Here is a 23765-nt window from a genome sequence, read left to right as displayed (position 1 = left end):
GCGGAGCTGCCCTGATGGCCCGCAACGCCACCGATCGGGATCCGAGTCTCTACCTGGAACTCGACCGGAGGCAGTGGCGTGAACTCCGCGAGTCCATGCCCCTGGTCCTCAACGAGGACGAACTGGCCGAACTCGTCGGCCTCGGTGAGCAGATCGACCTGGACGAGGTCGCCGACGTCTATCTGCCGCTGTCGCGTCTGATCCACCTGCAAGTCGCTGCGCGGCAACGGTTGTTCGCCGCGACCTCCACCTTCCTCGGCGAGCGGCAGACCAACCGTCAGGTGCCCTTCGTCATCGGGATCGCCGGCAGCGTCGCGGTCGGGAAGTCGACGACGGCACGTGTGCTCGCCGCCCTCCTCGCCCGATGGGAGTCACACCCCAAGGTCGACCTGGTCACCACCGACGGTTTCCTGCTCCGCACCGCCGAGATGCAGCGCCGGGGCATTCTGCACCGCAAGGGGTTTCCCGAGTCGTATGATCGCCGGGCGCTGCTCCGCTTCGTCACCGAGGTGAAGTCGGGTGCGCGCGAGGTCGCCGCGCCGGTGTACTCGCACCTCGCCTACGACATCGTGCCCGACGTCTATCACTATGTGCGCCAGCCCGACATCCTCATCCTCGAGGGCCTCAACGTGCTCCAGACCGGAGAGACGCTGATGGTGTCGGACCTGTTCGACTTCTCGATCTACGTCGACGCCAAGATCGACGACATCGAGTCCTGGTACATCTCCCGCTTCCTGCAGATGCGGACGACCTCGTTCGCCAACCCGGACTCGCATTTCCACGCGTACGCGTCGCTGACGGACAAGCAGGCGACGGCCGCGGCACGGGATCTGTGGACCTCGATCAACCGCCCGAACCTGATCGAGAACATCCTGCCCACCCGGCCCCGGGCGTCACTCGTGCTCCGCAAGGATCACGACCACTCGATCAACCGGGTGCGTCTGCGGAAGCTCTGACCGACGACGTGGCTCGGCGCTCGTCGAGTCCGGCCGGGTAGGCCCCGGCGAGTGCGATGCGATTCCAGGCGTTGATCATCACGATCGAGGCGACCAGCTGACCGGTCTCGGCGGCGTCGAAATGTGCACGCACCGAGTCGAACACGTCGTCGGGAACGCCGTGCTCGCCGATCCGCGTGACACACTCGGTGAGTGCGAGTGCGGCCCGCTCGGCGGAGGTGAACGCCGGACCGGCCTCGCGCCACGCGGCGATGAGCATCAGTTTGTGCGTGTCGATGTCCTTGGCGAGGGCATCGGAGGTGTGCATGTGCAGACAGTATGCGCACCCGTTCAGTTGCGACGCCCGGATCACGATGAGTTCGGCGAGTTCCGGGTCGACACCGGCCGATGCTGCCCGCTGCAGTGCGACGAGAGCCTTGTAGACGGACGGGTTGTCCTGCGGTATCCACATTCTCGTCGCCGGTCGGGTGCCGGAGCTCATCGCCGCCCTCCGGCCCGGGCGCGCTCACGACCGGCCAGCCACCCGTCGAGCGTCGTCGTGGTGACCACGTCCGGATGAGCGGGCACGAGTCCGCCGCCCCGGATCGCCGGCCCGCCGAACCGGACGCCCAGCACCCAGCGCGGCGAGCCGGTCTGCGCGGCAACCGCTTTCGCGACATCGACGAGGTCCATTTCCACCGGCCCGCCCACCTCGACCTTCCGCTTGCCCGATGGTCCCGCGGTCACCTCGTCGACAACGGCCACGGCCACGTCGGCAACGGCTGCCGGGGCGCAGCGCAGCCTGGGCACCGCGGCGACCGGACCGAATCTCATCCTCGACATCATCTGCTCGGCGAGTTCGAACCACTGCACCGAGGCGAGGACGGTGAGCGCGGCGGGGTCCACGACCTTCGCGTAGGCCGCTTCCTGGGCCGCCTTTCCCTGGTAATAACCGAATTTGGCATTCACCGTGGGAACGTCGGCATTGACGATCGACACCACGACCACGTGCTTGACGCCTGCGGTCGTCGCGGCGCGCCCGATGTGGGTCGCCGTGGTCTCGAAGAAGTCGATCGCGTCCGCGGCCTTCAGTGTCTGGAGACTGAGGCAGTCGACGACGGCGTCGGCACCGTCGAACGCCGCCGCGAGACCGGTTCCGGTGTAGGCGTCGACGCCGCTCGCACGATTGGCGCGCACCACCTCCTGCCCGCGCTCGACGAGAATGTCGGCGACCCGACTCCCCAGTGCACCGCTGGCGCCCACGACCACGATCTTCATCTCGTTCCTCCTCAAGGACGGACATCTCTTTGTTCTGGGTTTAGGCTAGGCCGCAATTAGCTCAAGAAAGTGGTCCAATCCGATGGCAGAAAAACGGGTCAATTCGACGGTGGCCGATCCGTGGGCCGAAGTCGCCGAACGGCTCGGAGCGGACCTCTTCCTGGATCTGCAGCCCGATCCCGGTGCGGGCGCCCGAGGGCGGGGTGCCACACGGCGCCGGGCCCTCACCGAGGCGCTGCGCTCGGCGATCCTCGACAGTCGTCTGCCGGCGGGCACCGCACTGCCGCCCTACCGGTCCCTCGCCGCGGACCTCGGCCTGGCGCGCGGCACCGTGTCGGCGGTGTACTCCGAGCTCATCGCGGAGGGGTGGCTGACCGCGCGACAGGGATCGGCCACCAGGGTCGCCGAGGGTGCCGCGCGCCCACCGGAGGCCCCCGATCCCGGCGCATCCACCGCGCTGCCCGCACTGCGCCACGACTTCTCGCTGGGGCGCCCGTGTGCCGGGATGTTCCCGCGCAACGACTGGATTCGCGCCACCCGCCGCGCCCTCACCGAAACCCCGGACGAGGTCTTCGGACCGGCCCATCCCCGCGGACGCATCGAGCTGCGGAGCGCGCTCACGAGCTACCTCGCCCGCACGCGGGGGGTCCGCACCACCCCGGACCAGATCATCCTCGGCACCTCGGTCCTGTCGGCGCTGGAGTTGTTGGCGCGGACGGTGATCGGCGGAGTCATCGCCGTCGAGAGTTACGGCCTGCCCTTCCATCGGCACGCCCTCGAACGCGGTGGTGCACGGGTCGTGCCGGTGCGCATCGATTCCGACGGCATGGTGATCGACGAGCTCGAGCGCACCGGGGCCTCCGCGGTGCTGCTGACCCCCAGCCACCAGTTCCCCACCGGCGTCGCCCTCTCGCCGGCCCGGCGGATGCAGGTGGTCGACTGGGCGCGGCGCTCGGGCGCCGTCATCGTCGAGGACGACTACGACGGCGAGTTCCGCTACGACCGCGAACCCGTCGGCGCGCTGCAGGCGCTCGGACCCGACGTCGTCGTCCACACCGGTTCGCTGAGCAAGAGCCTGTCACCGGCCGTCCGCGCCGGCTGGCTCGCCACCCCGGCGCACTTGGTCGAATCCGTGTTGCGCGGCAAGGGATTCCGCGAATCCGACGCGAGTATCGTCGACCAGCTGACGCTGGCCGAGCTGATCGGCTCCGGCGCCTATGACCGGCACATCCGCCGCAGCCGACAGGCCTACCGCACCCGGCGCGACGCGCTGGTGGAAGCCCTGGCCGGGATCGGCCTGGAGGTGCCCGGCATCGCCGCGGGCCTGCACGCGCTGATCCCCGTCGCGCATGCCGACGAGGGGGCGATCGTGCACCGGGCGTACGAACGCGGGATCGCGGTGACCGGGCAGTCCCTGTTCCGCCATCCCGACGCCGATCCGCTGCCCTCCGGCGGACTGGCGGTCGGCTTCGGGACCCCCGCGGCGTCGACATTCGGCACCGATCTCACCGCACTGACCGGCCTGCTCGCCGACTCCCTCGCACACTGACCGCACGGCCGGGACCGACACCGCCAGTTGGCTACTTGCCGAACCGCCGACTCCGCGCCGAGTAGTCGCGCAGGGCGCGCAGGAAGTCCACCCGGCGGAACTCCGGCCAGTAGGCGTCGGTGAACCAGATCTCCGAATAGGCGCTCTGCCACAACAGGAATCCCGACAGCCGCTGCTCCCCGGACGTCCGGATCACGAGGTCGGGGTCGGGCTGGCCCTTGGTGTAGAGGTTGGCGTCGATCGCCTCCACGGTCACCGCATCCACCATCTCGGCCGAGCTCGCCCCCGCCGTCACCTTCTCCTCGAGCAACGCTTGCACCGCGTCCACGATCTCCTGCCGTCCGCCGTACCCGACGGCGACGTTCACGTTCATCCCCCGCCGTTCGGCGGTGCGCTCGGCGGCCGCCCGCAGCCGTCCGGCGACCGCATCGGGCAGCGAGTCCAGGGTGCCGACGATGCGGATCCGCCACTCGCCCTCGGGCGCGGAGATCTCGTCGACGATGTCCGGCACGATCTCGAGGAGCGCGTCCAGCTCGTCCGAGGAACGGTTGAGGTTCTCGGTCGACAGCAGATAGATGGTCACGGCTTCGATGCCCAGGCCGGCACACCAGCCGAGCATGTCCGCGATTCGCTGCGCGCCCACCCGGTGTCCGTGGCTGACGTCCTCGAACCCGGCCTCGCGCGCCCACCTCCGGTTGCCGTCGCAGATGATCGCGACGTGGCGCGGCAGGCGCTCGGTGTCGAGGAGCTGGATGAGCCGGCGTTCGTAGACGGAGAGTACGGGTCGTCGAAGCCGGTCCGGCAGCAGCTTCATCGTCGCGTCGTTCCGGCGTCGTGTCGGCCTCGTGTCACGCAGGACACCTTACGCGCCGAGACGCACCCCGCTGATTCCCCCGCATCGGCCCGGGTGACTCCGTCCGTGCATGCCGGTCACGCCGCGGATGTGTGAAGTTACGGTACCGTAGGTTCGGTGAGCACGTTGCTGAATCCGCCGGCCGACGTCCGCCCACGCCTGCGCGGAGTGATCCACCACTACTCGGCCTACGTCGCAGCCGTCGCCGGGCTCGCCCTGGTCATCGGCGCCGCGACGGTCGGCGACCCGGTCGCCGTCGTGCCGTGCGCCGTCTACGCGGTCACCGTGCTCGGACTCTTCGCGATCAGCGCGGGCTATCACCGGATCCCGTGGAAGACCGCACGCGCCCGGACCCGTATGAAGCGCGCCGATCACGCGATGATCTTCCTGTTCATCGCCGGCACCTACACGCCGTTCTGTGCCCTCGGCCTTCCCTCGCCGACCAGCTGGTGGGTCCTCGGCATCGTCTGGGCGGGCGCGACGGCCGGCGCGGCGCTCAAGATCGTGTGGCCCGGCGCGCCCCGCTGGCTCGGGGTCACCCTCTACATCGTGCTCGGCTGGGTGATCGTGGCCGTCGCGCCGGCGCTCGTGGGCGAGACCGGCGTGCTCGTCATGGTCCTGCTCGCCATCGGTGGCGTCTTCTACAGTGTCGGCGGCGTCCTCTACGCGGTGCGCTGGCCCGATCCGTGGCCGGAGACCTTCGGCCACCATGAGGTTTTCCACGCCTGCACCGCGGTCGCGGCCCTGTTGCACTACGTCGCCGCCTGGCTCGTCGTACTGGGCTGACCTGCCCGTTCGATGACCGCGCATGGTCTGGGCGGGTTGATCATCGCTATGCTCCTCGCGTGAACCCGGACATGCGCGCCATCCACCGCCTCCGCGGTGGGGTCGTCGGCGCGCTGTCGGCGAGCACGGCGGTGGGGGCGCACGGCCTCGCGGCCGGGTCCTTGCCCGCCACGACGTCACTTCTGATCATGACCGCCGCGTGCACCGCACTCGGCTGGGCGATCGGCGCGACGTCCCGTCGTCGTCCGGGGTGGTTCACCACGATGGGACTCCTCGCGTCGGGCCAGCTGCTCGCGCACGCCTCCCTCACCGCACTCGACGCCTCGTCGAGCCATCACACCGCCGCGGCGGCACTCACGCATGCACCCAGCCACACCATGCTGCTCGTGCATGCGATCGCGACACTGCTCACCGCCGCCGCGATCGGGATCGCCGAACCGGCCCTCCTCACCATCCTGACCGCGATCGTCGCGCTCATCCGGGCCGTCGTCGACCCACCCGCCGACGACGTCACCGCACTCGTCCCTCTCTCGGCACACGACGACGCGCGGCCCCGGCTGCGCGCCATCGCCGCACTCGACACCCGCGGCCCCCCGGCCCTCACGCGCTGATCCATTCTCCGCCGACCCGTCATCCCGACGGGCCGGTCGGTGCGCGGTTGCCATCCCACCCGATCGTGGTCGATTCCGCGTGCCGTCTTCCGCATGAGAGGCCAACACGTGTCCTTACCCAACCTGTCCCGTCCCGCCGACAACCAGGACGGCGACGCCCCCGTCCGCCGGTCCACACCGGCCGTCTGGCAGCCGTTGCTCCGACGCCTGCACTTCTACGCCGGCATCTTCATCGCCCCGTTCCTGGTCGTCGCGGCCATCACGGGCGGGCTCTACGCCATCGCCCCGTCGGTCGAACAGGTCGTCTACCGCGACCAGCTCCACACCGAGAGCACCGGCAATGCCCGTCCGGTGTCCGAGCAGGTCGACGCGGCGGTCCGACTCCGCCCCGACCTCACACTGTCCGCGGTACGTCCGGCGACCGAGACCGGCGACACCACCCGGGTCCTCTTCGACGACCCGGACCTGGGGGCGTCGAAGCGCCTGGCCGTGTTCATCGACCCGGTGACCCTCGACTCGACCGGTGAGCTGGTGTCCTACGGCAGCAGTGCGTCGTTGCCGCTGCGGACCTGGCTCAGCGAATTGCACCGCAATCTCCATCTCGGCGAACCGGGCCGGATCTACAGCGAACTCGCCGCCTCTTGGCTGTGGGTGATCGCCCTGGGCGGTCTCGCCCTGTGGATCTCGGCGTTCCGCGCTCGGCGTGGGCGCCGCCTGGCGGAGCTTGTCACCGCGGACCGGTCGGCGACCGGACGCACCCGCACCCGTAACCGGCACGGGGTGATCGGCATGTGGATCGCGGTGGGACTCGTCTTCCTGTCCGCGACCGGACTCACGTGGTCGAAGTACGCGGGCGACAACGTCTCCGACCTCCGCACCGCCCTGAGCTGGACGACCCCCGGCATCGACACCGCATTGTCCGAGCCGCGGTCGGCACCTGCCGGGCACGGGGACCACGGCGGCCACGGGGACCACAGTGCACCGGGCGACCACGAACCGGATGTGCCGACGACGTCCGGCGAAACGGTGTCGCATCTCGACCGTGTCGTCGAGACCGCGCGACGTGCAGGTGTCGACGGCGAGGTCGAGGTGTCGATTCCCGCCACCGCGGACACGGCGTTCACCGTCGCGCAGACGAGGCAACCCTGGCAGTTCGGCCAGGACTCGATCGCGGTGAACGGCGCCAATGGTGTCGTGGTGGACGAATCCCGGTTCGCCGACTGGCCGCTCGCCGCGAAACTCACCACCTGGGGTATCGCCCTGCACAAGGGGATCCTGTTCGGCTGGGTGAGCCAGCTCGCGCTCCTGCTCCTGGCGGTGGCGCTGGTGATTCTCATCGCCCGCGGCTATCAGATGTGGTGGCAGCGCCGGCCGCGACGCTCCGGGGCGCTCGCGGTGGGCCGGCCCCCGGCTCGCGGTGCGCTGCGCCGGGCGTCCTCACCCGCGGCCGTCGCGGTCGCCGTGGTCGCGGTGGTCGTGGGCTGGTACGTGCCGCTGCTGGGACTCAGCCTCCTGGGTTTCGTCGCGGTCGACGCCGCACTCGGAATCCGCCAACGGCGCAGGGCGAGCGGCATGTCGGCGTAACCGGGGCCGGCGGGGACGTCGTGGGTCGCAGACTTCACCTTCCCATCACGTCCCCGCCGCCTGGGCGTGGAACCCAGGTCAGGTGATCCTGGTCGGGTGAGGCCATGGGCACATCGCGACGGCGATTTCTCGGCTGGTCGGCGCTCGTGGCAGGTCTGGCGTTCAGTCCGGACGTCCTCGGGGGCAGGCCACCGGCAGTACCCACCCCGGCACAGTCCGCAGGCGTGTTCGGCCTCGGCGTCGCGTCGGGCGATCCCCTCCCCGACGGCATCGTGCTGTGGACGCGGCTGTCGCGCAATCCGTTCGCGCCGGGCGGCGGCATGGAGCCGAGGCCGGTCCGGGTCGACTGGGAGGTCGCCGCCGACGAGTCGATGACCCGGATGGTGCGTCGGGGAACCGTCCACGCGACACCGGAGTGGGGACACAGCGTGCATGTCGACGTCCGCGGACTCGCGCCGGCCGCCGATCATTTCTATCGGTTTCGAGCACTCGGTGAGATCTCCACCGTCGGACGAACCCGCACGGCACCAGCACCTTCCGCCCGCGTCGACACACTCACGCTGGCCGTGGCGACCTGCCAGAACTGGGCCGACGGCTACTACCATGCCTACGCCGACCTGGCCGCACATGCGCCCGATGTGGTCCTCCACCTCGGCGACTACATCTACGAGAAGCCGATCCCCGCGCAGGGCGGCGCGAGAACCACTGCCGCGCTTCCTCTCTCGGCGACCCGGGAGGCTGTCGACCTCGACGACTACCGGGAACGGTACGCGCTGTACAAATCCGACCCGGACCTGCAACTCGCTCACGCGATGGCGCCGTTCGTGATCACCTTCGACGATCACGAGGTGGACAACAACTGGGCCGCAGCGGTTCCCGAGGACGGCACACCGCCTGTCCCGTTCGCGCTGCGCCGGGCCCGCGCCCTGCGCGCGTGGTGGGAGAACACCCCGGTCCGGGTCACGGCCCGGCCGAACGGAACCGTGGTGCGCGCGCACCGGCGGCTGGGTTTCGGCGACCTCGTCGACCTCACTCTCCTCGACACCCGTAGTCACCGCAGCGATCAGGTCAACGGGGACAACGACACCGGGCAGAACCAGCACACCGCGGACCCGTCCCGCACCATCCTCGGCGCCGCGCAGGAACGATGGTTGCTCGACGGCTTCGCGTCCTCACGGCACCGCTGGGACGTGCTCGGCCAGCAGGTGCCGATGGCCGACCTCGCCCGGACCGTCGGATCGACCCGTGCGGTCAGCATGGACGGCTGGAGCGGCTACGAGGCGTCTCGCGCCCGGATACTCGACGGCGCCGCCGACCGCGGCGTGCGCAACCTGGTGTCCCTCGCCGGTGACATCCACCGCAGCGTGGTCGCCGACCTCCGGACCTCGTACACCGATGACTCACCGGTGCGCGGAGTCGAACTCGCCGCGACGTCGATCACCTCGGGCGGCGACGGGGAGGACAGCGACGACGGCGACCGCCGGCTGAAGGATGCCTCACCCCACGTCCGGTTCGGCAACTCACAGCGCGGATACCTGCTCAACCGGATCCACTCCGACCGGTGGGAGGCCGAGTTCCGCGTGACGCCGTCCGTGCAGTCGCCCCGGGGAACGCTGCACCGTCGAGCGCTCATCACGATCCCCGACTCGACCGCCGAAGTCGACGTCGTGTGAACCCCGGTCTTCCACTCCCCAATCCGAAAGAACCACGAAACCCCTGGTCCCCAATCCCAAAGAACCACAAAACTCCTGGTCCCCAATAATCCGAAAGAACCACAAACACCCTGGTCCCTGAGGTGCGAGGAGCGATAGCGACGAGCCACGAAGGGCGAGCGAGGGACGTCGCCATACCCTTCGTGGCTCGCTCGCTCGCACCTCAGCCTGGATCCGTGGATGGTTATCCGGGGGTGTGGTTGGTGATGGCTGAGTGTCTGATTGTGGTGTGGGCGTCGGGTATTCGCTGACCTTGTGTCAGCTTTTTCACTGGGGTTCCTGGTCGTGGTTGGGCAGTGTGGAGTTTGGGTGTCAGGTGGTGTTCACTGCGGTCCACAACGCGGTGAAGGCGTGTTGTGCTGGCCAGTGGCGGGGTAGGTGCAGGACGGGTGTTCGTGCTGGTCGGGCCAGTCGGGCGGGCACGGCGATGAGTGTTCGGCGCAGCGTCGCCCCGCGTGCGGCGCGCAGTGCCGGTGCCGCGCTGAGCGCGGCGAGGGCGCGCAGGAGGTTGTGGCTGATGGCGGCCAGGGCCAGCCAGGCTGCGTTGGCACCGAACACTCCGGAGGGCAGATGTGCCAGTGGTCCGTCGATGAGGTCGGCGAACACGGTTTCGATGATGGCGTGGCCGCGGTGGTTGATGTCGGCGGTGACGGTGTCGTCGGTGGTGTTGGTGAAAAATGCGTGGTACCGCCAGGCGGGCATCAGGGTGTCGGTGTTGGCGGGGTGGTGGGCTTTGACGCGGCGCACGATGAGTCGGGCGGTGATCGGGTGAGGCGACTGGGGTTTCACGGTGTAGGTGGTTTCGGCGACTTCGGCATCAGAGATCAGTTCGCCGGTGTCGGGGTCGGTGACCGCGCCGGGATAGTGCACCGGTGTCCAGGCATCGTCTTTGATGGCCGTGATCGCGCGGGCGATCGCGGTGTTGGTCCGCAGGACCAGCGAGAACGTGGCTCCCGCACGCTCGCAGGTCGCCATCACCTCGGCCGAGCCGTAGGCCGAATCCCCGCGCACCGTGATCTCGCCGGCGGCTCCGGCGCGGCGTGCGGTGGTGATGGTTTCGGCGATCATTTTTGCTGCCCCGGCACCGGAGGCGGCGCGCCCGGCGCGCAGCCACGCGTTGGCGATCACAGGTGGATGCCCGGGCGCGCAGACGGTGGCGATCAATGGCGACAGGCCCCGGCGCAGGAGTTCACGTCCGGCGATCTTGGCGTGGCCGTAGGAGCCGCCCTGTTTCTGATAGCCGTAGACCGGGCGCAGCAGCGAGTCGATATCGACAAACACTCGGGCGCCGTCGGTGGGTAACAACCCTGCCCGCGCGCACATCGCCGGTAAGGTCCGGGTCATCACGGCGTTGAGTTGTCGCACATGACCGGTGGTGAACTCGCGCAGGGTCTGTCCGATCGTGGCCGGGGCGTACACGCGGTCGAACAGGCGGGTGTGCCCACCGGCGCGGACGAGGTTGAGGTCGTCGATACTGTCGGCGCCGCAACAGAATCCGGCGATGACGGTCAACAGCTTCGCGTCCAGGTTGGCCCCGGCAGAGGCGACTTGGGTGGTGCCCAAATCGACTCGCTCAGCCAGCTGGGAGGCCAACCCCGTCGAGTGGGCCAGTCGCATCACCGGTACTAGCCCGGCATGCGACACCAGATTGTCGTCATCGAAGACAGCGGACTCGGTAGTGAACTTATGCGATACTTTCACTGAAAGTGCCTTTTGACTGGATTGTTTTGTTGTCTCAACACCACCAATCATCCCAGCTCAAAGGGCATTTTCTTGTCATCGACACCCCAAACTCATCCACGGATCCAGGCTCAGGGAGCAGAATTCGGCCACTGGCACCCGCGCGGGGTTCTTTCGTGGTCTACGACGGCCGCCCCCGCAGACACCGAGGTGCGAGGAGCGCCAGCCGCCGGGCCGAGCAAGCGACGCCGGAGCGCGTCGAGGTCGACAAGACTCGAAGGATCAGCCCCGCGCGAGCGCCGCCAGGACCTGAGCGCTGGCCTCCCAGCCCATGCACTTGTCGGTGACGGACTTGCCGTACACCAGCGGGGTGGCCTCGGTCGACTGCGCGCCGGGCTCGAGGAAGCTCTCCAGCATGACGCCGCTGACGGTCGAGGGCTCACCGGCCTCGCGGGCCGCCCGGAGGCGGGTGGCGATCTCGGTGGCGACCTCGGCCTGACGGACGTGGTCCTTGCCCGAGTTGGCGTGCGAGCAGTCGATCATGACCCGGGCCGGCAGCCCTGCCGCGGCGAGCGCCTCGGCCGCCGCCGACACCGACTCCGCGTCGAAGTTGGGGCCGCGCGTTCCCCCGCGCAGGATGATGTGGCAGTCCTCGTTGCCCGCGGTCTCCACCACGGCGCCGTTGCCGAAGTCGTCGACTCCGAAGAAGACGTGTTCGGCCGCAGCAGCTTTCACGCCGTCGATGGCGACCTGGACGTTGCCGTCGGTGCCGTTCTTGAACCCGATCGGCATGGACAGACCGGACGCCAGCTGACGGTGGACCTGGGACTCGGTGGTGCGGGCACCGATGGCACCCCACGCGACCGCGTCGGCGATGTACTGCGGGCTCGTCGGCTCGAGGAACTCGCAGCCGACGGGCAGACCGAGGTCGATGATGTCGAGCAGCAGCGACCGGGCGGTGCGCAGACCGCGCTCGACGTCGAAGGTGTTGTCCATCCCGGGGTCGTTGATCAGACCCTTCCACCCGACCGTCGTGCGCGGCTTCTCGAAGTAGACGCGCATGACGATCTTGAGACGCTCGGCGTAGGCATCGGCCAGCGGCGCGAGGCGGCGGGCGTAGTCGATGGCCGCGATCGGGTCGTGGACCGAACAGGGGCCGACGATGACGAGCAGGCGGTCGTCACGTCCGGCGAGGATGTCGGCGATCTCGTCCCGGTCGCGTTGCACGGCGACGGCTCGTCGTGCCGACAGTGGCAGTTCGCTGCGGACGGTGTCGGGCGAGGGGATCGGACGGAATGCCCGGATCCGGCGGTCGGATGTCGATTCGGCGTTGTCGTCGGATCGGATCGGGAGGTCCGGCAAGGTGGTCACGTCGTGTGCCTTTCGAGGTCATGCCCGTTGTCGGTGTTGCGGCGAGGCATGCCCTGGGTGTGGTCGGAGCCCCGCTCAAATGACAAGAGCAGCGACCGTCTGGTCGCTGCTCTGGGCTCCGGGTGTGTCGTGCGTGCGTCAGTTCAACGCGTCATCGTGGCCCCACCCGGAGCCTCGATAAAGCGCCAATACGCGCGCACGGTGCTGATCACGGCGACCACAGTAGCACAGGGGTTTCGCCACCCGATCTTCACGGGTGTCCCCGGTCGATCAGCTCGCTGAGCACGAGGATCGACTCCGATCGATCGACCGGGCCCGCGCGCCGGATGCGTTCGAGAGCCTGCTCGAGGTGCCGCACGTCACGGGCCATGACGCGCAGGATGGCGTCGGCCTGACCGGTGACGGTCGCGGCGCTCACGACTTCGGGGATGGGCTCCCATGCGGCCTCGAGTTGTTCGGGCGAGATGTTGCCGCGGCAGTAGACCAGGACGTAGGCCTCGGTGGTCCACTGCATCGCCCGGGGATCGACGACGGCGGTGAATCCCCGGATGACGCCGTCGGCGACCAGGCGGTCGACGCGTCGTTTGACCGCGGGAGCCGACAGCCCCACCTGTTCGCCCATCTGCTGGTAAGTGGCGCGGGCATCCCGGGTGAGACATGCGAGTACCTGCTCGTCGAGATCGTCCAGTGATCGCAACAGAAGCCTCCCCTTCCGGACCTGTTCGACGATCTGTTGCGCGAATGCGCAAGATACGTCGATTGTTTGCAGCAGTACCCGACGATACGCTCGATCCATGACGATGACGAGCCCTGCTGCCTACACACCCGGCCGCGTCGGCCCGTCCGGTGCCGCGGACGACACATCTACCGCAGATTCGCTCGAACCCCATGTGGCACACAACTATTCGCCCCTGCCGGTGATCGCGGCCACGGCTGAGGGAGCGTGGATCACCGATGTCGACGGTCGCCGTCACCTCGACTGCCTCGGCGCGTATTCGGCGGTCAACTTCGGTCACCGCCATCCCCGCATCGTCGCCGCCGCCCTCGATCAGCTCGCGCGGGTCACGCTCACCAGCCGCGCCTTCCGGTCCGATCGTCTCGAACCCTTCTGCGCCGCACTGGCTTCCCTGTGCGGCAAGGAGATGGTCCTGCCGATGAACACCGGCGCCGAAGCGGTGGAGTCCGGGATCAAGGTCGCCCGCAAATGGGGTTACGACGTCAAGGGCGTACCCGACGGCCGCGCCACGATCGTCGTGGCCACCGGGAACTTCCACGGACGCACCACGACCATCGTCTCGTTCAGCGACGATCCCGCGGCGTACACCGGATTCGGGCCGTACACACCGGGATTCGTGCGCGTGCCGTTCGGCGACGTGGCCGCGCTCGACGCCGCGATCGACGAGAACACCGTGGGTGTCCTCCTCGAACCCATCCAGGGCGAGGCCGGCGTCGTCGTACCTCCCGACGACTATCTGCCCGCCGCGCGAGCCCTCTGCACCGAGCGCAACGCCCTGCTCATCGCCGATGAGATCCAGTCCGGCCTCGGCCGCACGGGGCGGACCTTCGCGGTGGAGCACTGGGGTGTCGAACCCGACGTCTACCTGCTGGGGAAGGCGCTGGGCGGCGGCTTGCTGCCCGTTTCGGCGGTGGTGGCCGACCGTCACGTCCTCGGCGTCCTGCACCCCGGTGAACACGGATCGACCTTCGGCGGCAATCCACTCGCTGCGGCCGTCGGCCACACCGTCGTCGACATGCTGTCCGACGGGACATGGCAGCGCCGGGCGGCCGACCTGGGTGAATACCTGCACGCACGCCTGGGTGACCATGTCGGGAACGGTGTGGTCGCTGTGCGTGGCCGCGGACTCTGGGCGGGCATCGACCTCGATCCCGCGCTGGGCACCGGCAAGGACTTCTGCCGACGGCTCTCCGAGCGCGGGGTGCTGGCAAAGGACACCCACGACTCGACACTGCGGCTCGCGCCGCCGCTCGTCGTCACCGAATCCGAGATCGACTGGGCAATGGAACGATTCGCCGCGACCCTACGAGATCGTCACTGACCGCCCCCGATTGAGCCACCAGGTGCTCGTCGAGAGCACGGTGGCGAACGCGCACCACGCCGGGTAAGGCGCCAGCGCGGCACCTGCCGCCGGGTTGTTCTGTGCGGTACGCCGCGCGAGATCGGCACTGCTCACGGTGAGCGCCGCCGCCGCGAACGACGCGGTTCCGAGTGCGCCCCGGCCGAAGTAGATCCAGCTCCATCCGGTGTTCAGCACGAGGTTGGCACCGAGCGCCGCGAGATACCTCTGTCGTAGGTCGTGATCGCCCTTCTCGTCCAGGTCGTCCAAAGTGGCGGCGGACGTCACGGCGATGTCGGCGTACAGCGCGGTCCACGCGACCGGGAAGGCCCAGTCGGGCGGCACGAACGACGGTTTCGTCAGCTTCGGATACCAGCTCTCGACCGCCGGTTTGGTCACCAGACTGCCGATGGCGGCCGCGGCTGCGGTCGCGAGTGACGTCCCGAACAGAGTGGAGATGCGCATGACTCCACTCTTACGCCCTGACTCAGGTGTCGGCGGGCCGCCGTTCGTCGGTGCCGGCGGCGCTCGTGGCATCCGGCGTCCCGGGCGAGTCCGATGTCGCAGTCGTCGACTCGGCCGGACCGGGCGAGTCGGTGCCCTCGTCGAAGGCCTGATCGGCTTCGGGGTGCTCGGTGTCGAAGGATGCGGGCAGCTTCTTGAGCTGCCGGTTCATCGACCAGATGAGGAACGCGGTGCCGACGAGCAGCAGCAAGATGACCAGCAGACCCAGCGGTGAGGCCTTGCCGAACTCCGGCCCCTGGGGTTCCTGCGCCAGGACCATCAGGGTGTCGTTCACGACTGTGCTGGTGCCCATCACGCCTCGATCCCGGCGAAGAGATCGGTCTCCGGCAACGCGGTCTTGACCCGGGTCCGGGCGAGCTCGAACTCCTCCGTCGGCCACAGGCGTTGTTGCCACTCCAGCGGCACCGCGAAGAACACCCCGTTCGGATCGATCTGCGTGGCGTGGGCGCGCAGCGCGTCGTCACGCTGCGGGAAGTACTTGGAGCACTCGACCTGGGTCGTCACACGTCCCATCAGATCGCCACGGCTCGGGTCCCACTTGCTGAGCCACTCGGCGAACGGACTCTCCTGGCCGTGCCGCGCGAACTCGTCGGAGAACAGGACCATCCGGTCCCGGATGAACCCGTGGGTGTAGTAGAGCTTCGACACCGTCCACGGTTCGCCGGCGTCCGGGAACGCGTCCGGATCGCCGGACTGCTCGTACGCCGCGACCGACACCTCATGGCAGCGGATGTGATCGGGATGCGGATATCCGCCGTGCTCGTCGTAGGTGACGATCACGTGCGGGCGGAACTCGCGGACCACGCGCACCAAGGCCTCGGTGGCCTCGTCGAGCGGCACCGAGGCGAAGGAACCCTCCGGAACAGGCGGGAGCGGGTCGCCCTCGGGGAGGCCCGAGTCGACGAAGCCGAGCCATGTCTGTCGGACGCCGAGCGCCTCGGCGGCCTTGGCCATCTCCTCGCGACGGACCTCGGTCATCCGCTCTTTGATGCCCGGGCGGTCCATCGCCGGATTCAGGATGTCGCCACGCTCACCGCCGGTGAGTGTGACGACGAGCACTTCGTTGCCCTCGGCCGCATACTTCGCGGTCGTGGCGGCACCCTTGCTCGACTCGTCGTCTGGGTGCGCGTGCACCGCCATCAGCCGGAACACACCCGACTTGGGGTCGCCGACGTGGGATTCGGTCACAGTTCCTCACCTTCGGATCGCTACTCCTCCCATGGTAGGTATTGACGCGTGAACAGTTCGGATGGGGGCGCCGCAGACGCCGGTGACGCGCCGCGCGCGACACCCGACACCTTGCGACCGCACAGCGGTCCGCGCGCCACCTATCCGGAGCGTTCGGAGACCGCCTCTGGGCGTCGTCGCTGGTTCATCGCCCTGTCGATCCTGGTCGTCGCGGCCGGCGTGACCCTCGCCGTCATCGGCTACAGCAAGTTCTCGTCGGCGGACGTGACCGGTGAGGCCACCGGCTACGAGATCATCGACGGCTCGACCGTCGCGGTGCAGTTCACCGTCGAGCGTTCCGATCCGAGCCGGGCGGCTGCCTGTGTGGTGCGCGGCCGCTCCCGCGACGGCGGCGAGACCGGGCGTCGCGAGATCCTGATCCCCGCGGACTCCGCAGAACGGATCGGCGTCCGCACCGAGGTCACGACGTCGAAACCACCGGTCATCGGCGAGGTCTTCGGGTGCACCCTTGACGTGCCGGCCTACCTGAAGCCGTCGGCCTCGTGACCGCCGCGTCCACCGGCAGCGAGCTGCCGTCGCCGCGCGCCGCCTTCGCCTCCATCGGCAGCCGCTACTTCCCCCTTCTGGTCGCCGTCTTCGTCGGCGTCATGCTCATCAGCAACGTCACCGGCACCAAGGGCGTCGTGCTGTTCGACGAATGGCTGCAGGTCGATCTCGGGCCGATCCAGATGGACGGCCTGGTGACCGACGGCGCCTTCTTCCTGTTCCCGCTCGCGTACGTCCTGGGCGACGTGATCAGCGAGGTCTACGGGTTCCGTGCCATGCGCCGGACGATCCTCGCCGGGTTCGCGGTCCTGATTCTCGCGTCGTTGTGTTTCTGGTTGACCATTCACCTGCCGGCCGCCGAATTCTACGAAGGCCAGGCGGCTTTCGAGACGGTTGCCGGGGTCGTCCCACAATTCCTGCTCGCCGGATTGGCCGGTTACGTCGTGGGCGAATTCCTCAATTCCTTCGTCCTGGTGAAAATGAAGGAACGCGCCGGGGAAAATCGCCTCTGGGCGCGCCTGCTGGGTTCGACGATTGTCGGCCAGTTGGCCGACACCATCGTCTTCTGTTCGATCGCCGCCACCGCCCTGGGTATCTCGACCTGGGGAGATTTCATCAATTACACGATCGTCGGGTTCGTGTGGAAGACACTCGTCGAGGTCATCCTCATGCCTGTGACGTATTTCGTTGTGGGATGGCTGAAACGGATGGAACCGACGTATCAGGACGCTCTCGGCGCGCTGTCGCGCGGTAGTACCGATGTGCCATAGGTCTCACCACCTGGTACCCTGAACGGATACACGGCTCCGCGAGGGGTCGTGTTGCTGCATTTTCAGCAGTCCATATGCCCCTGGTGTAAACGGTCGCCCGGGGCGCGGACAACACAAAGGAGTGACCGATGACCGACACCCAGGTGACCTGGCTGACCCAAGAGTCGCATGACCGCCTCAAGAGCGAGCTCGATTCGTTGATCGCCAACCGTCCGGTCATCGCCGCCGAGATCAACGAGCGTCGCGAAGAAGGCGACCTCAAGGAGAACGGTGGCTACCACGCCGCTCGCGAGGAGCAGGGCCAGCAGGAAGCGCGTATCCGCCAGCTGCAGGAACTGCTGAACAACGCGAAGGTCGGCGAGGCGCCGACCCAGTCCGGCGTCGCACTGCCCGGTTCCGTCGTGACCGTCTACTACGACGGTGACGAGAAGGACACCGAGACGTTCCTCATCGCCACCCGCGAGGAGAGCGGCCAGGGCGGCCTGGAAACCTACTCCCCGAGCTCCCCGCTCGGTGCCGCCCTCATCGACGCCAAGGTCGGCGAGACCCGCGAGTACTCCGTGCCCAGCGGTGCCACCATCAAGGTGACCCTGGTCAGCGCGGAGCCCTACCACGGCTGATCGGACGACGAACACAACCCGGGACGGTATGACCGTCCCGGGTTTCGTGTTTTCGGGGGTTCTCGTCCGTGAGCTACCGCCGGTCGCGCGACCGGCGAACCTCAACTCGACTCCTGGACTTCGATCGAAGTCCAGGAGTCGAGTTGGGGTTCATCGGTCGTGCCCTACGCGTGGTCGACCCCATACGTCGCCTGCGTGGACGTGATGCCCTCATACTCGAGCTGTTCGCTCAAGCCCTGCCGCGAGAACGCCGTCATCGAACGATAGTCGCGGGCCTTCTGCGCCGCCTGTTCGTTCCAGTCGACGGCGCCCTGAGCCTCGACCTCGGTCACGGCGTACGTCGCGTCGGCCGTCGAGAACCCTTCGTACTCCAGCTGATCGATCAGACCCGCTCTCGAGAACGCCATGATCGAGAGGTACTCCTTCGCCTTCGCCACTGCGCTCGTCTGCTCCCAGGTCGCGAGTGACTCTGCACCGGGAGTCCCGGTCGTCGGTGACTGCTCGAACACCTGGCTCGAACCGGTAGCGGTCACAGCGACGCCACTTTGAATGCCGATCGTACTGACTCCCAACGCAATTCCGCACACCGCGACCACGCCGGCAATCAGACGGGGCCACACACGGCGTGCCAACGACGGTCGTGCTCCGACCGGCGAACCTCGACTCGACTCCTGGACTTCGATCGAAGTCCAGGAGTCGAGTTGGGGTTCATCGGTCAAGCCGCGGTCAGTTTGTCCAACCACGGCCGGAGCAGATTGGCGAGCCCGCCGCGCTCGAGCGTTCCCCACGTCCATCGGATCACCATGATCCCCTGTGCGCGCAGCGCATCCTCCCGACGCTACTCCCGGATGAGTGCATCGCGCGGGCTCTCACCCTGGCGCAACAGTCGGCCGTACTTCTGTAGTCCGTCGAACTCACCGACAAGTGTTCCGTCCCAGTCGAAGTCGGTCCGCGCGTCTCCGGCGTCCGTCTGGAACGTGTGCTGCAGTCGCGGAGTCGGCAACCCGGCCTCGATCATCTGCGCCCGGCTCCACGACTCCCCGACACTCTCCGACGCACCGTCCGCATGCGCAAGGGCACGACGCGCGGTCCCCGCACCGCGCCAACGGTTCCGCGACGCGAGGATACGGGTCATCGTGGCGATGTCGGCGCCGGACGCTAGCGCGCGATCGAACACGGCCAGCGCTTGGGCGAAGTCACCGGACATCGCAACATCTACGGCGGTTCGCTCACGAGACGTGACCCTGATTCCGCCGATGTCGACCACCTCGTCGGGCGCCACCGGCCCGGCATGGACGATCCGTAACCCGTGCCCGAACCCGCCCACCTTCGACTTCTTCGTCAGATGCACGACCTCGCGTTCCGGGTGCAGCAGCGGCAGCTGGTGAACGGCTGCCGCCGAGTCGTGACTCAGGATCGACGCGTCACAGTCTCGAACAGACGTCGCGACCGCGATCGATCTCAGTCGGTACAGACGGTCACCCGGGTCCTCGGCGGACGCCTCGTCGGCCGCCAGTGCGCAGACCCCCGGGGCAAGACGAATCAGTTCGCCGCGCCGTACGGCGGCTGTCACAGCGTCGTCGTTGATGCCGAGTCGCAGCGTTGCCGTGCGGCGAATTAGCCCGTGTCTGTCGGTGGGAAAAGAGGTCATGACTTTAGGACGCACCAGGGCCGATATCGGATCCGCTTGCGAGGGTCGCTTACCCCACGACCGGCGAACCTCGACTCGACTCCTGGACTTCGATCGAAGTCCAGGAGTCGAGTTGACGTTCACCGGTTGCGACGACTCACGCCGTGTCGGTCGACCTGACCTTCAGGAATCAGCGTTGTCGGCCCCGTATGCAGCCTGTTCGGGCGTGAAACCTTCAAACTCCAACTGCTGGACGAGTCCCTGGCGTGACATGGGTGTCACGGCTTGGTACTCGCCGGCCTTCTTGGCCGCCTGCTCATTCCAGTTCACGTCTCCGTCAGACTCCAGTTTGTCCACCGCCACCGTGGCATCCGCGTTCGAGAAACCCTCGAACTCCAGTTGCTTGATCAAGCCGGACTTCGAGAATCCGGACAGGGACAGATAGTCTTCCGCCTTCGACACGGCGTTCTTCTGCTCAGAGGACAGGTCCTGCTCAGCGGGTGGCTGCGGCTCCGTAGCCTGTGCCGGCGTCGAGGCCTCGTCAGTCACGGAATCTTCTGCCGCAGTGGGTTTCTGAGGGGCGGACGAAACACCCGAATCAGCCGTGGTGTCCGTGTCCTCCGCCCCTCCGCCGGAGGTGGCGGCAAGAATGATGATCAGCAGGACCACGAGAGCCCCCAGGATCCAAGGCCACTTCTTTTTCTTCTTCGCAGGTGGGCTCGGGTATGGCTGCGGCGGAGCGCCGTACTGCGGAGCCCCGGGTTGCGGAGCCCCGGATTGCGGCGGAGCACCGTACTGCGGAGCGCCGTACTGCGGAGCGCCGTACTGCGGAGCCCCGGGTTGCGGAGCCCCGGGTTGCGGCGGCTGTCCGTACTGCTGCCCTTGATACGGCTGGCCGTACGGCGGCTGCTGACCCGCGTTGGGGTCGGGATTCTGGTTCTGGGGGTCGGTCATCGTATGTCCTCATCTACCGTGCGGCACCTGGGAAGCGGTCCCGCATCTGCACGCACTGTCGCACCGGGGTCCGACAGAACCGTTGCCGCACAGTGTCATCCGAACGGACGAACCTCCAGCCGCATCACCGTGCACCGTCGGGACCGAGGCACGCCCGACGCGCCGGTCATACGCCCGTGCTTCAATGTGACCCATGGCACGTTCCCATGAGCTGGAGTCCTTCGATCTCGACTTCTTCGACGATGCGCCGGTGCGGCACGTCATCGACGTGCGTCTGCCGGTCGCGCCGGAGCGCGCGTGGGCCGAGTTCACCCGTCAGCACACGCTGGACTGGTGCCGCGCGATCAAGAAGATCGAGTTCGTCTCACCGCCGCCGTACGGTGTGGGAACGCAACGCCGCGCGGTCCTCGGTCCCGGCTACGTGACCCTCGACGAGGACTTCTTCGACTGGACCGAGGACCCGGCGAACGGTCACTACCGCAACGGTTTCCGGGTCCTGAGGGCGAACGTCCCCGGCATCCGACGCTTCGGCGAGGCCACGGAGATCTTGCCCGCCGACATGGGTTGCCGACTCAAGTGGACCTTCGCGCTCGAGTTGCCCACCTCGTCCCGTGTGGTCACCGCGTTCTCCGGTCCCGCGTCGTCGACGGTCTACAAGACCATCGAGGCCGACACCCTCAAGCATTTCGCGAACCTCGAACCTGCGAAGTGAGTCACCGGCCGGTTGTCAGGCAACCACCGCGACGGCCGCCGAAGTTCGACCCGTCGTCGGCATAGGCGAGGCAGTCAGCGTGCCCCGGACCAGGTCATCGGCGAGACGCATCAGCACGCGAACCGATGGAGACGCTTGTGCGCTCCCCGTCCACGCAGGCTCGACCGCCACGGTGAATGCATCCACGTCGACGACCGCCGGGCGTCGCCCGTCGACCTCTGCAGAGCGGCAGAGCTTCCGGTCGCGGGTCAGCACATGCAGCGTGATCATGTCCACGACGGGCGGCGAGTTCTCCCCACCGAGTGTTGCTCGCCACCAGCACAAGCCGTCGATCCCGACGTCGCGATTGTCGAGACCCGGACATCTCTTCGATGGACGATGGCGTCCGGCGGACCTCTCGAACAAGGCGAGACCGGCGCTACCCAATGTTGGTAGGACGCGGGTGTCCACACCGCCATCCCCGGCGGTGGCTTCCTCGTTCCGCACGCCTGTGATCAGCTCTACTGCCGGGGCAGTGACCCAGTGCACCGGCGCGTCGGCGAGATGCAACACCGTCACCGCGAGGGACGAAGACCACCAGTTGATGAGCCTGAGGAGTCGGTCCGCCTCCTCGAGTGCGGCCTCCCTGTCGGTGTACTCGTCCGGATCGAGATGCAGCGAGCCATCGTCCGCATCGTTGAGATCTTCGGCCAGCAGACTCGCTTCGGCCTCGAGTTCGTCCAGCCGCCGGTAGGCCTTCCGTCGTTGCTCATGAAGGTCATCCATGAGCTCGTGACGGACGCGGTGAGCAATCCGTGGTGTCCAGGCCGCCTCGGCGGAGTGTGTGCGTCGTCCCATAGCGGGCAACGTAATCCGTCCCGCTATCGCAGCCGCACCGAGAATCCACAGCACAGACGCTCATCCACAGAACTCCTCGTGTCAGCCGCGTCGAATCCACGCCGGTCGCCCGTTGGCGGCGACGTGAATCACCCCTGGTTTGATGCCGCTTCCTTCTGAGTCAGGAAGGATGAGCTCATGCCTAAAAAGATCGATCCAGAGGTCCGTTCGAGGGCTCTGCGGTTGCTGGAGGCCCACGGCGGCGAGTACACGTCGTTGACTGCCGCTGCCGAAGCGATCGCTAAGCAGGTCGGTGTCGGCGGGGAGACGGTACGTAGGTGGGCAGTGCAGGCGCAGGTCGATGCCGGCGCCCGCTCCGGGACCACCTCGAAGGAGTCCGCCGAGATCAAGCGTCTCAAGGCGGAGAACAAGCAGTTGCGAGAAGACGTTGCCATTCTGAAGGCGGCGACAACTTTCTTCGCGGGGAACTCGACCCCCGCAACCGATGATCGTGGCGTTCATAGATCAGATGCGCAGCAACGGTTTTGCGGTCGAGTCGATCTGCCGGGTCCTGCGTGAGCAGGGCTGCATGGTTGCCGCACGAACCTACCGGGCATGGCGAACACGAATGCCTGCTGCTCGTACCGTCTCCGACGCTCACGTCGTCGATGCGGTGCGCAATGTCGTCTGGCGCACCGATGACGACGGCCGACGGAAGATGACTCCCGAGGGCCTCTACGGGCGGGTGAAGATGCGCGCCCATCTGCACCGCACAACACTGCCTGGGGTGTCCTACGGCGCTGTTGATCGAGCAATGAAAATGCTAGGCCACAACGGAATTCGAAGATCCAAAGGGGTCCGCACGACCGTCCGCTCCGCTGACGGTGTACGCGCGGAGGATTTGCTGAACCGACAGTTCAGTGCCGCCGAACCCAACCGGGTCTGGGTGACCGATTTCACCTACTGCCGGACATGGGCCGGGTGGGTGTACGTGGTGTTCATCATCGACGTGTTCTCCCGTCGAATCGTGGCGTGGCACGCATCGACATCGAAGACAGTCGAGCTGGTGACGGTCCCGCTTCGGATGGCGCTGTGGCAGCGCAAGCGGGAAGGGCATCCGGTGAAAGCTGCTGAGCTGATTCACCATTCAGATGCCGGAAGTCAGTACACATCGGTTACACTGACTGAACGTCTGCGACTCGAAGACATCGCCGCGTCGATCGGAACGGTCGGGGACGCCTACGACAACGCGCTGGCCGAGTCGGTGAACGGCTTGTACAAGACCGAGTGCATCCGGACCACGATCTTCCACTCCGGTCCGTACAAGACAGTCTCCGACGTCGAGTTCGCGACCGCTGGTTGGGTCGACTGGTACAACAACAGCAGGCTGCACTCGAGTATCGGCCAGATCCCCCCGACCGAGCTCGAAACGCTTCACTACGCTGGCCTCGGCCCCGAGGACCAGCCCACATTGGAGGCGGCACAGAACCTAGGGTGATTCAACGTCCCTCCGGAGCGTTCTGCGGGACACTTCGCCCCAACGACAGCGCCACGTAAGCCGACGCAAGCC

24 protein-coding genes and 1 pseudogene are annotated in these 23765 nt (G+C 67.6%); 12 read left to right on the top strand and 13 right to left on the bottom strand.

Features of this window, described 5'->3' with window-relative positions:
• Positions 1-14: 14 nt before the first annotated feature.
• On the top strand, positions 15-956 hold the full coding sequence (coaA, locus tag AC3B5T_RS14880; protein WP_010841823.1) for a type I pantothenate kinase: 942 nt from the start codon (positions 15-17) through the stop codon (positions 954-956).
• Here the strand turns inward: coaA and AC3B5T_RS14875 are convergent.
• On the bottom strand, positions 928-1437 hold the full coding sequence (locus AC3B5T_RS14875; protein WP_488357645.1) for a carboxymuconolactone decarboxylase family protein: 510 nt from the start codon (positions 1435-1437) through the stop codon (positions 928-930). The two genes, coaA and AC3B5T_RS14875, sit on opposite strands and share 29 nt — an antisense overlap.
• Positions 1434-2213, bottom strand: coding sequence for an SDR family oxidoreductase (locus AC3B5T_RS14870; protein WP_488357644.1), 780 nt, complete (start codon positions 2211-2213; stop codon positions 1434-1436). Before AC3B5T_RS14870 ends, AC3B5T_RS14875 begins: the two co-directional genes overlap by 4 nt.
• Before the next feature lie 82 nt (positions 2214-2295).
• Between AC3B5T_RS14870 and pdxR the strand changes: the two genes are divergently transcribed.
• A complete protein-coding gene (gene pdxR, locus AC3B5T_RS14865; RefSeq protein WP_488357643.1) occupies positions 2296-3762 on the top strand; it encodes a MocR-like pyridoxine biosynthesis transcription factor PdxR in 1467 nt (488 codons plus the stop codon).
• 31 nt (positions 3763-3793) lie between these two features.
• Here the strand turns inward: pdxR and AC3B5T_RS14860 are convergent, their stop codons facing one another.
• Entirely contained in the window at positions 3794-4576 is a 783-nt protein-coding gene (locus AC3B5T_RS14860) for an isoprenyl transferase (RefSeq protein ID WP_488357642.1), read from the bottom strand.
• Positions 4577-4732: 156 nt separating this feature from the next.
• Between AC3B5T_RS14860 and trhA the strand changes: the two genes are divergently transcribed.
• From trhA to AC3B5T_RS14840, 4 genes are all read left to right on the top strand, one after another.
• Positions 4733-5401, top strand: a complete 669-nt coding sequence (gene trhA / locus AC3B5T_RS14855) for a PAQR family membrane homeostasis protein TrhA (RefSeq protein ID WP_010841818.1) — start codon at positions 4733-4735, stop codon at positions 5399-5401.
• Between the two features lie 59 nt (positions 5402-5460).
• Positions 5461-6012 (top strand): hypothetical protein, encoded by a 552-nt coding sequence (locus AC3B5T_RS14850; protein WP_488357641.1) that lies wholly within the window; start codon positions 5461-5463, stop codon positions 6010-6012.
• A gap of 93 nt (positions 6013-6105) precedes the next feature.
• Complete coding sequence (locus AC3B5T_RS14845) at positions 6106-7596, top strand: PepSY-associated TM helix domain-containing protein (protein WP_488357640.1); 1491 nt, start codon at positions 6106-6108, stop codon at positions 7594-7596.
• A gap of 104 nt (positions 7597-7700) precedes the next feature.
• Complete coding sequence (locus AC3B5T_RS14840) at positions 7701-9269, top strand: alkaline phosphatase D family protein (RefSeq protein ID WP_488357639.1); 1569 nt, start codon at positions 7701-7703, stop codon at positions 9267-9269.
• A gap of 351 nt (positions 9270-9620) precedes the next feature.
• On the opposite strand, the gene AC3B5T_RS14835 is transcribed toward AC3B5T_RS14840, so the two are convergent.
• The 3 genes from AC3B5T_RS14835 to AC3B5T_RS14825 all read right to left on the bottom strand — a co-directional run bounded on the left by AC3B5T_RS14835 (position 9621) and on the right by AC3B5T_RS14825 (position 13056).
• On the bottom strand, positions 9621-11009 hold the full coding sequence (locus tag AC3B5T_RS14835) for an IS1380 family transposase (protein ID WP_488357638.1): 1389 nt from the start codon (positions 11007-11009) through the stop codon (positions 9621-9623).
• Positions 11010-11270: 261 nt separating this feature from the next.
• On the bottom strand, positions 11271-12359 hold the full coding sequence (locus AC3B5T_RS14830) for a 3-deoxy-7-phosphoheptulonate synthase (protein ID WP_010841814.1): 1089 nt from the start codon (positions 12357-12359) through the stop codon (positions 11271-11273).
• 250 nt (positions 12360-12609) lie between these two features.
• On the bottom strand, positions 12610-13056 hold the full coding sequence (locus tag AC3B5T_RS14825; protein ID WP_014926152.1) for an Lrp/AsnC family transcriptional regulator: 447 nt from the start codon (positions 13054-13056) through the stop codon (positions 12610-12612).
• A gap of 97 nt (positions 13057-13153) precedes the next feature.
• Here AC3B5T_RS14825 and rocD point away from each other — a divergent pair, with 97 nt between their 5' ends.
• Entirely contained in the window at positions 13154-14416 is a 1263-nt protein-coding gene (gene rocD / locus AC3B5T_RS14820; protein WP_488357637.1) for an ornithine--oxo-acid transaminase, read from the top strand.
• Here rocD and AC3B5T_RS14815 read toward each other — a convergent pair.
• The 3 genes from AC3B5T_RS14815 to mca are packed head-to-tail and all read right to left on the bottom strand — an operon-like array spanning position 14399 to position 16147.
• Positions 14399-14899: a TspO/MBR family protein gene (locus AC3B5T_RS14815; RefSeq protein ID WP_488357636.1), complete on the bottom strand. Its 501-nt coding sequence runs from the start codon at positions 14897-14899 to the stop codon at positions 14399-14401. The two genes, rocD and AC3B5T_RS14815, sit on opposite strands and share 18 nt — an antisense overlap.
• A gap of 22 nt (positions 14900-14921) precedes the next feature.
• Positions 14922-15251: a hypothetical protein gene (locus AC3B5T_RS14810; protein ID WP_055474885.1), complete on the bottom strand. Its 330-nt coding sequence runs from the start codon at positions 15249-15251 to the stop codon at positions 14922-14924.
• Positions 15251-16147: a mycothiol conjugate amidase Mca gene (gene mca, locus AC3B5T_RS14805; protein ID WP_055474886.1), complete on the bottom strand. Its 897-nt coding sequence runs from the start codon at positions 16145-16147 to the stop codon at positions 15251-15253. The genes AC3B5T_RS14810 and mca overlap by 1 nt, the downstream gene beginning before the upstream one ends.
• Positions 16148-16195: 48 nt before the next feature.
• Here mca and AC3B5T_RS14800 point away from each other — a divergent pair, with 48 nt between their 5' ends.
• The 3 genes from AC3B5T_RS14800 (at position 16196) to greA (ending at position 18083) form a co-directional block, all read left to right on the top strand.
• Positions 16196-16693, top strand: coding sequence for a DUF4307 domain-containing protein (locus AC3B5T_RS14800; protein ID WP_055474887.1), 498 nt, complete (start codon positions 16196-16198; stop codon positions 16691-16693).
• Positions 16690-17463: a queuosine precursor transporter gene (locus tag AC3B5T_RS14795; RefSeq protein WP_055474888.1), complete on the top strand. Its 774-nt coding sequence runs from the start codon at positions 16690-16692 to the stop codon at positions 17461-17463. The genes AC3B5T_RS14800 and AC3B5T_RS14795 overlap by 4 nt, the downstream gene beginning before the upstream one ends.
• Before the next feature lie 128 nt (positions 17464-17591).
• Positions 17592-18083 carry a transcription elongation factor GreA gene (greA, locus tag AC3B5T_RS14790; protein ID WP_004020945.1) on the top strand — a complete coding sequence of 164 codons (492 nt, stop codon included), beginning with the start codon at positions 17592-17594 and terminating at the stop codon, positions 18081-18083.
• Between the two features lie 164 nt (positions 18084-18247).
• On the opposite strand, the gene AC3B5T_RS14785 is transcribed toward greA, so the two are convergent.
• From AC3B5T_RS14785 to AC3B5T_RS14775, 3 genes and pseudogenes are all read right to left on the bottom strand, one after another.
• Complete coding sequence (locus tag AC3B5T_RS14785) at positions 18248-18616, bottom strand: Ltp family lipoprotein (protein WP_231632647.1); 369 nt, start codon at positions 18614-18616, stop codon at positions 18248-18250.
• A gap of 182 nt (positions 18617-18798) precedes the next feature.
• A pseudogene (locus AC3B5T_RS14780) lies at positions 18799-19734 on the bottom strand (hypothetical protein).
• A gap of 162 nt (positions 19735-19896) precedes the next feature.
• On the bottom strand, positions 19897-20667 hold the full coding sequence (locus AC3B5T_RS14775; protein ID WP_084817203.1) for an Ltp family lipoprotein: 771 nt from the start codon (positions 20665-20667) through the stop codon (positions 19897-19899).
• Positions 20668-20860: 193 nt separating this feature from the next.
• Between AC3B5T_RS14775 and AC3B5T_RS14770 the strand changes: the two genes are divergently transcribed.
• The gene (locus AC3B5T_RS14770; protein ID WP_055474890.1) at positions 20861-21379 is read left to right on the top strand and encodes an SRPBCC family protein; all 519 of its coding nucleotides are present in this window, start codon (positions 20861-20863) and stop codon (positions 21377-21379) included.
• A 15-nt stretch (positions 21380-21394) separates the two neighbouring features.
• Here the strand turns inward: AC3B5T_RS14770 and AC3B5T_RS14765 are convergent, their stop codons facing one another.
• The gene (locus tag AC3B5T_RS14765; protein WP_488357635.1) at positions 21395-22216 is read right to left on the bottom strand and encodes a hypothetical protein; all 822 of its coding nucleotides are present in this window, start codon (positions 22214-22216) and stop codon (positions 21395-21397) included.
• Between the two features lie 177 nt (positions 22217-22393).
• Between AC3B5T_RS14765 and AC3B5T_RS14760 the strand changes: the two genes are divergently transcribed.
• Positions 22394-23693, top strand: a protein-coding gene (locus AC3B5T_RS14760) for an IS3 family transposase (RefSeq protein ID WP_156354154.1) whose coding sequence is annotated in 2 segments (ribosomal slippage) — positions 22394-22680 and positions 22679-23693 — 1302 coding nt in all. Because the reading frame shifts where the segments join, the coding sequence is not laid out codon by codon here.
• The last annotated feature ends 72 nt before the right edge of the window (positions 23694-23765 follow it).

The sequence above is a fragment of the Gordonia sp. G4 genome (genome assembly GCF_057770005.1).
This window is presented reverse-complemented; position numbering and strand designations above follow the sequence as displayed.

What these genes read in the sequence shown, in the direction of transcription:
- coaA (WP_010841823.1), top strand. Translation starts at nt 15, where the DNA reads ATGGCCCGCAACGCCACCGATCGGGATCCGAGTCTCTACCTGGAACTC.
- AC3B5T_RS14875 (WP_488357645.1), bottom strand. Translation starts at nt 1,437, where the DNA reads ATGAGCTCCGGCACCCGACCGGCGACGAGAATGTGGATACCGCAGGAC.
- AC3B5T_RS14870 (WP_488357644.1), bottom strand. Translation starts at nt 2,213, where the DNA reads ATGAAGATCGTGGTCGTGGGCGCCAGCGGTGCACTGGGGAGTCGGGTC.
- pdxR (WP_488357643.1), top strand. Translation starts at nt 2,296, where the DNA reads ATGGCAGAAAAACGGGTCAATTCGACGGTGGCCGATCCGTGGGCCGAA.
- AC3B5T_RS14860 (WP_488357642.1), bottom strand. Translation starts at nt 4,576, where the DNA reads ATGAAGCTGCTGCCGGACCGGCTTCGACGACCCGTACTCTCCGTCTAC.
- AC3B5T_RS14845 (WP_488357640.1), top strand. Translation starts at nt 6,106, where the DNA reads ATGAGAGGCCAACACGTGTCCTTACCCAACCTGTCCCGTCCCGCCGAC.
- AC3B5T_RS14840 (WP_488357639.1), top strand. Translation starts at nt 7,701, where the DNA reads ATGGGCACATCGCGACGGCGATTTCTCGGCTGGTCGGCGCTCGTGGCA.
- rocD (WP_488357637.1), top strand. Translation starts at nt 13,154, where the DNA reads ATGACGATGACGAGCCCTGCTGCCTACACACCCGGCCGCGTCGGCCCG.
- AC3B5T_RS14815 (WP_488357636.1), bottom strand. Translation starts at nt 14,899, where the DNA reads ATGCGCATCTCCACTCTGTTCGGGACGTCACTCGCGACCGCAGCCGCG.
- AC3B5T_RS14810 (WP_055474885.1), bottom strand. Translation starts at nt 15,251, where the DNA reads ATGGGCACCAGCACAGTCGTGAACGACACCCTGATGGTCCTGGCGCAG.
- greA (WP_004020945.1), top strand. Translation starts at nt 17,592, where the DNA reads ATGACCGACACCCAGGTGACCTGGCTGACCCAAGAGTCGCATGACCGC.
- AC3B5T_RS14775 (WP_084817203.1), bottom strand. Translation starts at nt 20,667, where the DNA reads ATGACCGACCCCCAGAACCAGAATCCCGACCCCAACGCGGGTCAGCAG.
- AC3B5T_RS14770 (WP_055474890.1), top strand. Translation starts at nt 20,861, where the DNA reads ATGGCACGTTCCCATGAGCTGGAGTCCTTCGATCTCGACTTCTTCGAC.
- AC3B5T_RS14765 (WP_488357635.1), bottom strand. Translation starts at nt 22,216, where the DNA reads ATGGGACGACGCACACACTCCGCCGAGGCGGCCTGGACACCACGGATT.